At 36.4% G+C, this 14,029-nt stretch carries 10 protein-coding genes; 5 read left to right on the forward strand and 5 right to left on the reverse strand.

Translation table 11 applies throughout. From position 1 onward, the window contains the following. Positions 1 to 344 precede the first annotated feature (344 nt). Both MUW74_RS00290 and mtaB read left to right on the forward strand, forming a co-directional pair. Positions 345 to 1,379, forward strand: coding sequence for an ankyrin repeat domain-containing protein (locus MUW74_RS00290; protein WP_243517491.1), 1,035 nt, complete (start codon positions 345 to 347; stop codon positions 1,377 to 1,379). Between the two features lie 144 nt (positions 1,380 to 1,523). Then, positions 1,524 to 2,864 (forward strand): tRNA (N(6)-L-threonylcarbamoyladenosine(37)-C(2))-methylthiotransferase MtaB, encoded by a 1,341-nt coding sequence (gene mtaB, locus MUW74_RS00295; protein WP_243517489.1) that lies wholly within the window; start codon positions 1,524 to 1,526, stop codon positions 2,862 to 2,864. A gap of 310 nt (positions 2,865 to 3,174) precedes the next feature. Here the strand turns inward: mtaB and MUW74_RS00300 are convergent, their stop codons facing one another. The 4 genes from MUW74_RS00300 to MUW74_RS00315 form a co-directional block, all read right to left on the reverse strand. Next, entirely contained in the window at positions 3,175 to 4,281 is a 1,107-nt protein-coding gene (locus tag MUW74_RS00300) for a hypothetical protein (protein ID WP_243553003.1), read from the reverse strand. 219 nt (positions 4,282 to 4,500) lie between these two features. Beyond that, entirely contained in the window at positions 4,501 to 5,139 is a 639-nt protein-coding gene (rsmG, locus tag MUW74_RS00305; protein ID WP_243517503.1) for a 16S rRNA (guanine(527)-N(7))-methyltransferase RsmG, read from the reverse strand. A gap of 187 nt (positions 5,140 to 5,326) precedes the next feature. Continuing rightward, the gene (gene hslV, locus MUW74_RS00310) at positions 5,327 to 5,872 is read right to left on the reverse strand and encodes an ATP-dependent protease subunit HslV (protein ID WP_243517500.1); all 546 of its coding nucleotides are present in this window, start codon (positions 5,870 to 5,872) and stop codon (positions 5,327 to 5,329) included. Positions 5,873 to 5,903: 31 nt separating this feature from the next. Next, the gene (locus MUW74_RS00315) at positions 5,904 to 7,148 is read right to left on the reverse strand and encodes a pyruvate dehydrogenase complex dihydrolipoamide acetyltransferase (RefSeq protein WP_243517497.1); all 1,245 of its coding nucleotides are present in this window, start codon (positions 7,146 to 7,148) and stop codon (positions 5,904 to 5,906) included. A gap of 143 nt (positions 7,149 to 7,291) precedes the next feature. Between MUW74_RS00315 and tilS the strand changes: the two genes are divergently transcribed. Beyond that, on the forward strand, positions 7,292 to 8,680 hold the full coding sequence (gene tilS / locus MUW74_RS00320; RefSeq protein WP_243517495.1) for a tRNA lysidine(34) synthetase TilS: 1,389 nt from the start codon (positions 7,292 to 7,294) through the stop codon (positions 8,678 to 8,680). Positions 8,681 to 9,122: 442 nt separating this feature from the next. Here the strand turns inward: tilS and MUW74_RS00325 are convergent, their stop codons facing one another. Further along, a complete protein-coding gene (locus tag MUW74_RS00325) occupies positions 9,123 to 10,301 on the reverse strand; it encodes a hypothetical protein (RefSeq protein WP_243517493.1) in 1,179 nt (392 codons plus the stop codon). A 1,056-nt stretch (positions 10,302 to 11,357) separates the two neighbouring features. Here MUW74_RS00325 and trxA point away from each other — a divergent pair. Continuing rightward, complete coding sequence (gene trxA / locus MUW74_RS00330) at positions 11,358 to 11,684, forward strand: thioredoxin (RefSeq protein ID WP_243517249.1); 327 nt, start codon at positions 11,358 to 11,360, stop codon at positions 11,682 to 11,684. Positions 11,685 to 11,900: 216 nt separating this feature from the next. Next, positions 11,901 to 13,724: an ABC transporter ATP-binding protein gene (locus MUW74_RS00335; protein WP_243553004.1), complete on the forward strand. Its 1,824-nt coding sequence runs from the start codon at positions 11,901 to 11,903 to the stop codon at positions 13,722 to 13,724. Positions 13,725 to 14,029: the final 305 nt, after the last annotated feature.

Consider the following 14,029-nt stretch of genomic DNA (forward strand, 5'->3'; position numbering starts at 1 on the left):
AGAAAAACAGTTTTGTGTGAAGCCCGCACAGCGGGCGAGTTCTGTTTTTCCAGCTCTAATAAATGATTGCCTAAACTTTTTACAGAGGGCTTGATTTTTATCCCCCTTTTTGATCAAGCAAAAAGGGGGATAAAAATCCTTTTTTACCAAAGTCGGTAACCAATATAAATTTTTAAAAACTTGTTTTTATTTTAAATTATTTATATAATCAAAAATTTGTTATAAAACAAATAGTAAGTAAATATAACTTGACCAAGCACCAAATCATTAACCATATGATGGTATAGGAGCGTAAAAATTTAAAACTGATTAAATGATATACAACACTAAAACAATACAAAGATATGAAACAGCTTTATTTGCCGCTCCATGGTTTTAGATCAATGCTAATTTTGTTTTCATTATTGCTAGAAATAGGATGCTTAAAGCATTCCAATAAACTATTTGCAATAAGTAAGCACCTGACTGATAAAGGTATAGATGTTACACCAACACCGCTTTATACGACTATAAAGTATTTTAATCAAGAGGTATTTTATAGGGCTGTAAGGTATTTTCATCAAGATGTAGTTGAAGGAAATCTTAGGGAGGTACAAAATTGGTTCAAGTATAGTGATCTTTTCCATGATCAGTATAAAAAAATGTTTTTGAATTCAATATTAGATGCCAAAACAGCACTTTGTAAAGCTATAAAACGAGGTAATGAAAAAATGCTTCGAGGCTTAAGCAAACACTCAGCCATTGACATTAACAAAACAAGTAAAAAGGCAACCTCACTTATCTTAGCCCTTAAAGATAAAAATGCTAAAAAAGCTGAAGCAATGGCTCGGATTTTATTAATTAGGTCTTTCAGTAAAGGGCTAAACGTTACTGCTAGTGATCCAAATACTGGCAATACCCCTTTGCATATGGCCATACGAAAGGGTTATAAAGATTTAGCTGTCTTATTGATGCAACAGCCTAAAATTCCTTTAAATGAGAAAAATAACAGAGGCAATACCCCTTTGCATATGGCCATACGAAAGGGTTATAAAGATTTAGCTGTTCTATTGATGCAACAGCCTAAAATTCTTTTAAATGAGAAAAATAACAGGGGGAATACCTCTTTGCATATAGCCATATGCAGGGGTTATAAAGACTTAGCTGTTCTATTAATGCAACAGCCTAAAATTCTTTTAAATGAAAAAAATAACAGGGGGAATACCCCTTTGCATATGGCCATACGAAGGGGTTATAAAGATTTAGCTGCTTTATTCATGAAACAAGGTAAATATCAATTGAGAACTGTCGTAAAGCTTACTTACCAAAAGCAAGAACCTGCCCAGTCCGTTGCAATAAAGCGTGAAGATGTAGTACACAAAGCTGATACCATGCCCTAATGAATGGGTTTGATATCAATCGTCTACTTTATTACCTTGGTTATTGCTTTGGGATTAGGAAAAGCCAGTTTACCAGATCTGCTTATACTTGCCTACCGTTTTTTAAGCAAACTTTGCTAAATTGCAGCCTAAAGCTTTAAAAAAATGAAAAAAGTTGCTTTCCATACTTTAGGCTGTAAATTAAATTTTTCTGAAACCTCTGCAATTGGTCGATTATTTACAGAAGCGGGATTTGTTAGCGTAACATTGGCACAACGTCCTCATGTGTTTGTCCTAAACACTTGTTCCGTAACAGAAAATGCAGACCATAAGTGTGCCAAAATTGTTAGAGAAGCCTTAAAAATGGTACCAGAGGCCTTTGTAATCGTGATAGGTTGCTATGCACAACTTAAACCAGAAGAGATTGCTGCCATACCAGGTGTGGATGCCATATTCGGCACACATGAAAAATTCAAGCTGCTGGACTGGATTACTGATTGGCATAAAAAAAAATTGGACGAATCGGCAACCATACAGGTTACTTCTATTAAAGAAAAGCTAACCTTCTCCCCTTCCTACTCTATAGGCGATCGCACCAGAACTTTTCTAAAAGTCCAAGATGGTTGTAGCTATGCATGCTCTTTTTGTACTATACCACTGGCCAGAGGCCCTAGCAGAAGCGCTACCATTCCAGAAGTAGTGGCGCAAGCCCGGACCATCGCTCATAAAAAAGTCAAGGAAATTGTGTTGACTGGCGTCAACCTAGGTGATTTTGGTATGGTTGATAACAAACGGCAAACCAGTTTTTTTGAACTTATTCAAGCTTTAGATAAAGTAGAAGGGATAGAGCGTTTTCGCATTTCCTCTATTGAACCCAACTTACTCCGTGGCGAGATTATAGATTTTGTTGCCAAATCTAAACGCTTTGTACCTCACTTTCATATTCCTTTACAATCTGGTAGCGATAAGATTTTAAAATTAATGCGCCGCCGATATTTAACCGCACTCTATCAAGAACGTGTAACAAAGATAAAGGAACAAATGCCCTCTTGTTGCATAGGGGTAGATGTATTGGTTGGCTTTCCAGGTGAAACAGAAGAAGATTTTTTAGAAACCTATCATTTTTTAAATGAACTAGCTATTGCCTATATACATGTTTTTCCTTATTCAGAAAGAGACCATACAAAAGCGGCTAGTATGCCTGGTGTAGTACCTCAAAAAGAACGTGTCAGACGTGCTAGAATGCTACGCATACTCTCAGAAAAAAAATTGACCTATTTTTACAACCAACATTTAGGTCAGACGGCTACCGTTTTATTTGAATATGGAACAGATGATAAGGTTATGGAAGGTTTTACAGAAAATTACATTCGTGTACAGCTCCCCTATCAACCAGCATTAGCGAATAGACTTTGTAAGGTCTTACTCAAGGAACTCAATGCAGAAGGGGTGGTTATTCCAGAGCTATTACAGGACGTATCTGTTCAAGCAATGGCGTCAACTTAAGGAAAATCTATTTTACTGCGGCTGTGATACACCTTTAGCATGGCCTCTGGCTACCAGCCTTCTATCAAGGAATTGTATTTATTCACGACATTGGTAAAACAAGCGCCGAGTAAAAAGTTGCTGGAATCACCCCTTAGAGCTGGAAAAACAGAGCTTGCCCGCTACGCGGGCTGCTAACAGGCTGTTTTTCTATTTCAGCTGTAAGGGGTGCTTTTTAGTCGTAACTATTTTACAAGGGGCGTTTTTGCTTTTTCTACGTAGCTTTGCCACTGCGCTTAACGGCTACAAAAATACAGGTTACTATAATTATTTATTCTTGGTTAAGAGAAGATTGTTGAGAACTTGTTATAATGTTTAATTCCTGAGTGCAATTACAGTTTTTGGCTATTGCATTGATCAAATTGATTGTCTGTTGCTTTTGTTTGAACTTAAACGAGGCTATAGACCTATTATTGATCATCTCTGCCACAATTTTAATTAGTGGGATAAGAAGTTTTTGAGAAGAGAGCGCATGTTTTATGGCTAGATTGAACGCTTTTTCAGGATCTGGATTCAAAACTAATTGTATACGAGATACCTTACGCGTTAACTCTACTGCTTGTTGAAAAGCGGTATTAATATTTGCGCCATAGCCTATTAAACTATGAACCATGCGATCAGCTATTTCTTGGAGATGGTTAGCTACCGCATAAGTTATTGGACAGTGACCAGAATCAGCTATTTGATCGACTGGATATGAGCTTTTATAATCATGGCTATCGATATCGCTTAGCTCATCTAATACTCCTGCTACTTCTTCGAACAAACCTCGTTCAGCATCATCTAATACTTCATCTACCATGGCTGGATCACCACTATCTATTGCGTAAAATATTATGTTTTTGTCAGCGTTGTCCACGGCACTATAATCTATCATGAAAGTACCTTTAAAAGAAAGCAATAATAATTTGTTTCCAGAACGGGCTATTTTCATAGAAAAATTTGCTCCATCTTTATCTTGTTTATTGTAATCAATTATATTTTCATCACATTCTCCTAATGCATATATTATTTCTTCTACATGATTATAATCATAACTTTTTTCTTTTTCTGGAATTTCGAGTAATAATGTAATTACTTGATCAGGAATTATTTGCATATCATCAGCAATATTCTGACCTGAAGATTTTCTTAAGCATAAAGGATGAATCGTACACAAAGCGCTTAGTAATTTTACCTTTTGTACATCTTTGATATTTGCTTGCAATATGCTGATAAGCACTCTACGATATGAATATGTGTGTTGTTCTGAACTACCTTCTGGTTGAAGCCTTTGTTTTTTAAAAAAATCTACAATTTGACCATATGGTAATTGCAACAGGGTTCTAAGGTTTATATAAGGATCTTTGTTATCTGATATACTTGAAATAGGATTCATCATACCATGCCTAAGGCTTCGAGTGCAACTGGATATAACCATAGCACTGAGTGAAAAGAGGAGGCATATACTACTATTAGACCTCGATTTTATCGATTGTAAATGAGCTAGCATATCTCTAAGTTATGTTAACGTTAGTTGAAATACTTTCTGCAAGTTTTTATAACTTAAATGCTGATTATAATCTATAATTAAAATTTTACATACACAAGCGTTAGGTTATATCCTGTAGGCATGTACCAAATATTTCTCTTTAAAAAAAGCCTCTTTAAAGAAGCTATCTAAGGGATACAGATCCATAGATAGCGGCAAGCTTTCTGTTGGCTTTCCCTTCAGATAGAGTATACCATTAGGCAGCCTATTTTTTTGCTCCTGAGAGAGTTTATCTTTTACCCAGTTATAGAACAGCTTGAGATTGGTCACCCCCCTACCCACTATAAAATCATAGGTTTCTGCTAACGCTTCCCCTCTTACACAGGAAACCTTAATATTTGTTAACCCAAGAGTGGTAATAATGGCTTCTACTGCTTTTATTTTTTTTGCGGTAGCATCGACTAAATGAAACTCCACTTCTGGAAACATAATCGCCAAGGGAATACCCGGAAATCCCCCTCCTGTGCCAAAATCTAAAATCTTAGTATGGGCGCAAAAAGTCGTCGCTTTAGCAATCGCTAATGAATGCAAGACATGATGGAGATACAAATGATCGATATCTTTACGAGATATAAGATTTATCTTTGCATTCCAAGAGGCATAAATAGCATGTAAACGGTTAAAAAGTGCTATTTGAGTAGATGAAAGGTCCGTAAAATAATCAAATACAATAGCAGCTGTATGCAAACTTTTTTGTTGATCCATTCTTTGTAAGCTTATAAGGTCAGCCTATTTTTTATAGATTATCCACATCTTACAACAGACTGCTGGCAAAAATTTTTTGTAACGAGCCATTTTTAGGAGAAACATAAGTAAATCACAGCAAAATACTAAATGTATTGGAGTAACATAGACAAAGCTCAACACCAAAATAGCGATTAGAAGTAAGGTTTTACAAGAGGTCTAATGCTTCAAAGACAAAATTATGGTTGGTATAGATACAGATATCAGCTGTTATGGTTAAGCTTTCTTGGACCATCTGCATAGCGGTTAAATGAGGCGCATGCTTGATCAGAGCCATGGCAGCAGATTGGGCATACATACTTCCTGATCCAATAGCTGCTAAGGGATAATCTGGTTCTAAAACATCACCGGCTCCGGTAAGCATTAATAATCCTTCTCGACTGGCCACTACTAGCATAGCTTCTAACCGTTTCAGGATACGATCTGTACGCCAATCTTTGGCCAATTCAATGGCAGATCGTTTCATATTACCATGATAGCTTTGGAGTTTTTCTTCAAATCGTTCTAATAAGGTAAAAGCATCAGCCGTAGAACCTGCAAAACCAGCTAATATGTTACCCCCAAAAAGCTTTCTTACCTTTTTAACATTACTTTTGGCAACGGTATGGCCAAATGTAGCTTGGCCATCTGCACCAATAACTACTGATCCATTATGAATAATCGCTAAAACAGTGGTGGATTTTATTAGGGTCATAAGGTGTTACGATAGGTTAGATGGATACGTTTTATAACAAAAGACTCAAAGGCTCTTCCAACATTTTTTTTAAGGTGGATAAAAATAAGGCACCTACCGCACCATCTACGACACGATGGTCACATGATAAGGTAAGCTGTAGTCTATCTGCAATAACAATTTGATTATCTTGAACAATAGGTAGTTGTTGAAGGGCACCAACAGCTAGAATACAAGCCGCTGGTGGGTTAATAATAGCGGTAAAGGATTCGATACCGAACATGCCTAAATTAGAAATGGTAAAAGTAGCACCTGTATAATCTTGGGCTGTTAGTTTTTTTCGTTGCGCCTGCTCATGTAGCATTTTGAACTCTTTACTGATGGCTACAAGTGGTTTTCTATCTACAAAACGGACAACAGGAACAACCAAACCATCTTCAACGGCTACGGCTACGCCTATATGGACGTCTCGGTAGCTTCTAATCTTATCATTTAACCAGGAAGAATTTATTTTTGGATGCTCGGTAAGCGCCAAAGCAGCGGCCTTAATGATGAGATCATTGATAGAAATTTTTGCCGATGCATGTTGGTTCAGCTCTGCACGGAAGGCAACGATTTTAGTCATATTGATGCTAACCGTTAAATAAAAATGAGGAATATGCATTTTACTCTCTGTGAGCACTTGTGCTATGGTCTGGCGCATAGCAGAAATCGGCAGGTCTTGATGAGATGATTGGGATAAGGCGGTATTGATCAAAGCTGGGTCTAATCTACCCGGAATAAAATGGATTACATCTTTCTTAACAACCCGTCCTGCCTCACCAGAGCCTTCAATTTGTCTAATATCATACCCTTTTTCTTGTGCTATTTTTTTAGCCAAAGGGGAAGCCAAAACCCTGTCTAAAGAGAGACTAGACTGCGTATCAGTGGCAGGAGTTGCTGGTTGGTTAACCCTAGCGGGCGGCTGAACAGATAGGGGATCTAGATCCTTGGCCATAGGGGCAACCTTATCATTAGTAGCAGCATTAGTAGCGGCAAGCAAGGCAGTAATATCCTCCCCAGGCGCTCCTATAATAGCAATAATATCATTGATTTGTGCTGCTGATTGTTCTGCTACACCTATATAGAGCAGCGTACCTTCCTCGAAAGCTTCTAACTCCATAGTAGCTTTATCAGTATCTATTTCAGCAAGTATATCACCGGCCACTACCCTATCGCCAACCTGCTTTATCCAGCGGCTTATGATACCATGCTGCATGGTATCACTCATTTTAGGCATCCTAATGAACTCTGCCATATGGTTTAATATAACGAATTAAAAAGCATTTCATACTAGCTTGAATAGTTAATATTTAGCTGATCAGATGCATATTGCTTAACTTTAAATAAAGTTACATATAATTTAGCAACTATAATGGTTAAGCCTCTAACTTTAACGCCATGTTAGCCTCTTTTTTAGCCTTTCTAGCACACGAACAGCTGATCGTAGATAGGCAGCAAACTACCCTTTTAGCGGTAAGTGGTGGGGTAGATTCCGTGGTACTGGCTTATCTTTTTAAAAAAGCAAAGTTGCCTTTTGCCATCGCCCATTGTAATTTCAATTTACGCGGTGCAGAAGCAGAAGCGACAAGCGCATTTGTAAAAGAGTTAGCTGGATCCTATCAGGTGCCTTTTTATACCACTCGATTTGCAACGAAAGATTTTGCTTGTAATCACAAGGTTTCGATACAAATGGCAGCCAGAAGCCTGCGTTACCAATTTTTTGACCAACTGTTACAACAATACGGATGGCAGCACATAGCTACGGCACATCATTGGGATGATTCCATTGAAACCATACTGCTCAACTTGATTAAAGGCACAAGTATTAAGGGTTTATGCGGTATTGCGCCTATTAGGCCTACGGCGAAAACTATACCCAAATCCTCATTAGTAGTCGAATATCACCAGCGCCCTATAGATAGCCAGGTCATACGCCCACTGCTTTTTGCTAGAAAAAAAGAAATCATAGCTTACGCGCAACAAAAAGAGTTGCATTGGCACGAAGATAGCTCTAATACATACAACCATTATCAAAGAAATTTTATTCGCAATCAAGTGATCCCTCTGCTACATCACATCAATCCAAATTTTGAGACAACTACCCAAGAAACCGCTACAAAACTAAGAGAGATAGGCACTTTTTTTGATGCGCATATCTCTGAGATTAAAAAAAAGATAAGCGTTTGTAAAGCAGGCATCCATTACCTAGCCATTCACCAAATCATTGATCAGCCATGGGCTGCTACAGTAGCTTTTGAGCTATTACGTCCTTATGGCTTTACCTTTAAACAAATCCAAAAGCTTATAACAGATCCTATTAGCAGTGGCAAGATGATCCATTCCACCGATTATACGCTATACATAGATAGAAAAAACTGGTTGATAAAAGAAAAAAGCCTATGCGTATGGGAAAAAAAAGTAGTTACGGCCATGACACGATCAATAACATATGGTAACCATACTTTACATTTTCAAATCTGCAACAGCCAAGCATATATATTACAGAATAAAGCATCGATAGCCGCATTGGATTACCATAGGTTAACATTTCCTTTGATTATACGTCCATGGCAAGCTGGAGATTTTTTTTATCCGATTGGCATGAAAGGCCGTAAAAAGATAAGCGATCTATTAATTGACCTTAAAATACCCATGGCCATGAAAGGAGAAGTATGCGTGGTCACTAGTAATGATCAAATCATATGGGTAATAGGTCATAGAATAGATGAGCGCTTTAAGGTAGATGAGGCGACAAAAAAAGTGTTTGAAATAGCATGGAAGGTATAGTGCGTTTTTATGCAACACAAACGTGTCTATTCAGCTTCCATCCACGGAGACAGGCTATATCATAGATATATGAGTTATACCTAAAAACTTGATTAACTCTAGTTGCTTAGCAGCACAATGGCCAATAAGGTATTTTTGCTTACTTTTTGCTTGATCAAAAAGTAAGCAAAAAATCAAGCCCTGTGTAAAAAGTTGTATAAACCACCTCTTACAGCTAGAAAAACAGCAGTCACCTGGCAGGCGGGTTCAAACAAGCTGTTTTTATGATCAGCTATAAGGGGTGATTGCTGATCGTAACTATTTTACAAGAGGCTTTTTTCCTAGCAACACATAGCCTTGAGCACATACACACAAACACGTCCTAAGCGCAAATATGAAAATTATTTATGTTTGATAATCGGTTGGGAACACCATACCCTGTGAACTAGCAAAACCATGACATCTAATACTTTCGTAGTCTATCTATCTTTTCTTTTATCAGTTTTTTGTATTCTTCAATACCCTCTTCTATGGGTTTTTGGAATGTATAGGACATTGTTTCCACAATTTTTTGTACGCAATCAATAACAAGTGGTTGACATTTTTGCCTATGTTGAATCGCAATGTTTGCCAGATTTTTCTTTGCATCATTTGGAGCAAATTCAAAAAATTGATTTACAATGTTCCCCTGGTTTTTTTCATGTTCATCAGCCAAGTCCCCTCCTTGTTTAGCAGGCAATTCAAGGCAGTATTTTTTTATCTGCTCGATATAAGTATCCAAAAGCTCTATCAAAGGTTTCATAGTTTCGTCTACAGGCTCATGGTTTAGTCGTTCTTCGCAAGAAGTAGATACTGCTTTTTGCTCATATTCTGATAACTGCGTGCTTTGTAAGAATTCTTTTATCCTTTTAATTACTTGTTTTTTGTGATTCAGCTTATCAAATATGGCTTCAAACCTTTCAGCAAGTGTTTTTTCTAAAGCCTTTTTGTCATTATCTTTGATGACTTTTAGCACAGCTTCTTGGAACTGCTTAGGCATTTTTTCTACTATTTCGGAATTTTTTATAAAATTGATAACCAGTTCGTTCTTTTTCTTTATATGATCACCATGAAGCTGCTGTATCTTTTTCTCATCATCCGTGGCTAGTAACAACAGGCTTTTTAGTATTTTAGGATTTTCTTGCTTGGAAATTAAATCGCAAAAATCCTTTTTTTTCGAATCAGGCCATTGATCGCACAAATACTTAAGTTGTTGCCTATAAGCCAAAAGTTCGTCGATCAGGGGTTTAACCTTATCATCACTATTTAATCGTGTGGCATAAAATTCATTATACATTTTAGTTTGTTCTTCTTCTAACAGTCCCATGCTCTTTATAATGCTATTTATGGCAGTTTTTATGTGGGCAATTTGGTTGTCTTTGTTCAACCATTGTTGCCATATTGCTTCGTAGCTATGTGCTGTAGTGGCTATGGGGTTCTTAGACTTATTGTTTTTTTCGTCCGATATTTCGGTAGAATGATTGGCTTTTTGTTCTTGCTTAAGAGGATTAGCAGATTTCTGACCTATTTTGCGTGTTTCACATGTACAACGCATATTGGCTAGGATAGCCAAGTATAAAATCACTTTATAAGAATGCTTCATATCTTTAAAAAAATTAGAAAAATGATAATATATATCTACAAAAGATGGCCAAAAATTAATCCATGGTATGCATACAGACCTATGGTAACGTACGCGAGGCACTATTCAGTTTTAAGATAAAAAAGCTGCAGACTGAACGTTCAACTACATTAATACTTACAAAAAACTTTTTTTTATGTCTGTGTTTATACATCTTAAGATGGCCTTTGGTTACAAGCCTTTTATACATGAATTTAGCAGATAGTAAATGAAAAACATGGTTCAAAAACTAAATTTTACTAAAACGCTAGATTGCTTGATAAAGAAACTGAATAGCCTAAAAAATTTTTTTTACAATTAATGCATGAAATGCAAAAAAGGAAAGTAAACCAAAAAATAATAAACAAAAAAGCAAGTTTAAAACGTATCTGTTCCTGACACTGTTAAAAAATGAATTTTTTAAAGCTACTTTTTTATCAAGAAAAAAGTAAGATAAAAAAGCCTTATAACCAAATAAAAATAATTAAAAATTCCTTAAGTTGACGCCATTGGGTGAACGGAAACGTCTAAAACTTATACTTTTAAATAGTATAATCAATACAGTATTCACGTTAAGTTGACGCTATGGCCTGACCCAGTACAGGATGCAATAAGCGATAACAAATAAAACACTTATTCACAATAAATTTTTTAGATAATTGGATAAATATAAATGATTAGATAATGGATTAAAGTCATGCATACTATAGAATACTAAAACTTATAAAAGTGTTTATGCAATTTGGTTTTTTTTATAAAAAAAACAAACAATATAATATTGGTCAATGGAATATTTATCAGGATAATAAAATCCCGATTCTATGTTTAGACAGCTTGCTAGATGTGTGAAGATTTTAATCAGTAGATTCAATTATAAATTACTAGCATCAGCAGTGTTTAGAAAAAAATCTATTGTCTATTCCGCTTCCTTATGTATCTTTGTACATCGCATAAGAATTATTTAAATTCTTTTGTAGAATATATAAAATCAACCTTCCGGGTTCCGGGCAGACCGTGTTATGAAACTATTTTTAACTTATGGATGACAATATTGTAGAAATTACAGACGCAGAGTTTGATGATGTAATCAACCAGCATAAACTTGTTTTAGTAGATTTTTGGGCCCCTTGGTGTGGACCTTGCCTACAGCTTGCGCCTGTTATAGAACAGGTTGCTGTCCTGTATAAGGGTAAGGCATTTATTAGTAAGCTTAATATCAGTGAAAATAGCCAAGTACCTGCTAGGTATTCGATTAGCACGATACCTACTATGTTATTTTTTCAGAATGGCCAACAGGTAGATCGTTTGGTTGGCAACGTACCAATCATCCAAATACAAGCATTACTAGATAAATATTTGCTTTAATTGATTGACTAGATTACCATTATGTAAGGGTTATGGATCTATCATAAGCAGTTGCCTGGGTTGCTTCTCCGTTTTAATATTTACCTATCTACTTAAGGCTATATAATAGGCTTCTTTAGCAAACTACTTGTACAGAGTAAAATGGTCCACGTAAAAAGTAACTTCACTTTTTACATGGCTTCATAGCCTATCTTTATTAATCAACCCAAAAACCTTTTGAAACATAATCTTTTTCCAAATCAAATAAATAGCTATTTTTTACAATTTGCGCAGATGCAACCCATTACTAACAATCTAAAAACCTTTATCTTACATTTTGCCAGTCAACTCAAATGGAATTTCATTGCCATGACTTGTTTTCGCATGTGCTTTGTACTGGACAATTTAGTCGTCCCCTACGCCTTTAAGATACTCGTCACACGACTTACAGCATTAGCAGACAATAGAAGAGATGCTTGGGTCAAGATCGGCTTCCCTTTTATCGCTTTATTAAGTGTAATCACGCTTATAGATCTTTTATTTCGTCTATTTGATTACATGAAAGTCAAAACTATTCCTGCTTTTGAAGTAAAAATACGAACTTGGATTGTGCACTATTTGCAGGGACATTCCTACCAGTTCTTTACAGAACATTTTTCTGGTGACTTAGTAAAACGGGTCAACGATTTAACGGATGGCATCAGTCAAGTGATGATGATTATCATTTCGTCATTTTTACCTACATTCTGCACCATGTTGGCAGGTGTGTTTTCCTTTGCCTATATACAACCTACTTTTGGTGGGATATTAATGGCTTGGCTTGTATTGCATACAGCTACTTACTTTTTTTATTCAAAGAAGTGTAGCTATGCTGTAGCTTTACATGCAGAAAAAGGAAGCCGTTTGTCTGGGAGTATTGTAGATGGATTTACCAATATCTTAAGCATTAAACTTTTTGCCAAAAAAAACCAAGAAACAGCCCATTTATTGGCTCCACAAGCAGCAGAAAAATTAGCACATGAAAAAGCGCTAAAACGTATTATGCATCTGCATTTTATCATTAGTGGCCTGTCCATTAGCTTTATGGGCATAGGGATGCTCTCTTATATGATCTACTACTGGCAACTTGGCAAACTATCTATTTCTGAAGTGACCTATATTTTTTATGCCAGCAGTAATATTTGCAATTTAGTTTGGGTATCTGTAGCAGAGTTTCCTGATTTCTTTGAAGAAATTGGCTATTGTCAACAAGCTTTAAAATTATTAAAAAAGCGACATGCTGTGTTAGATGCACCAGCTGCTTCTACACTTACATGTCAATCAGCCGCTATTGTTTTTAAGGATGTTTCTTTTGCTTATATACCAGGTAAACCTATATTTGAAGATCAAAATATTTCCATAGCACCCAGGGAAAAAGTAGGCTTAGTAGGCTTATCTGGTAGTGGTAAAACTACTTTTGTTAATTTGTTGCTTAGGTTTTTTGATTTGAGCCATGGTATTATTACAATTGATGGTCAAGATATATCAACTGTTACACAAGAATCATTGCGTGCTGCTATTTCCCTCATACCACAAGATACAACCCTTTTTCATGATAGCATTTTAGCAAACATCCGTTATGGCCGTAAAGAAGCAACAGATCACGAAGTAATCGCCTCTGCGAAAAAAGCAAAGTGCCATGATTTTATTATGGGGTTACCAGAAGGGTACGCTACTTTGGTTGGTGAAAGAGGCTCAAAGCTTTCAGGTGGGCAACGCCAACGTATAGCGATTGCACGCGCTGTATTAAAAGACGCACCTATTTTAATATTAGATGAAGCCACTTCTGCGCTAGATGCTATTACAGAAACGGAAATTCAAGAAAGCCTCTCTACGATTATGCATGATAAGACAACTATTGTGATTGCACATAGATTGACGGTTTTGGCTGCAATGGATCGGGTGCTGGTATTCAATAATGGTAAAATAATCGCCAATGGATCCCATGAGATGCTTTTAAAAACAAGTCCTCTTTATGCCAATATGTGTAGGTTACAATTTGAAGGTATGCATACGATATAATAGACTGCTTACAAAAAGCTACTTATAGGTATCTGTTCACGCAATAGCGTCAACTTATTTTTTTTTATTTGATTATAAGTATTTTCTTCTTACTTTTTTCTTGATAAGAAAGTAAGCAAAAAATCAAGCCCTGTGCAAAAAACTGCTGAAAGCTCAGCTTACACTTGGAAAAACAGAACTCGCCCGCTTCGCGGGCTTCAAACAGGTTGTTTTTCTATTTCAGCTGTAAGGGCTGCTTGCTGATCGCAACTATTTTACAAGGGGCATTTTTGCTTTTTCTACATAGCCTTTGCCACTGCGCTGAA

Origin of the sequence: Candidatus Cardinium sp. cBcalN2, assembly GCF_022810445.1 — a bacterium.
In the GTDB taxonomy this organism is placed as follows: domain Bacteria; phylum Bacteroidota; class Bacteroidia; order Cytophagales; family Amoebophilaceae; genus Cardinium.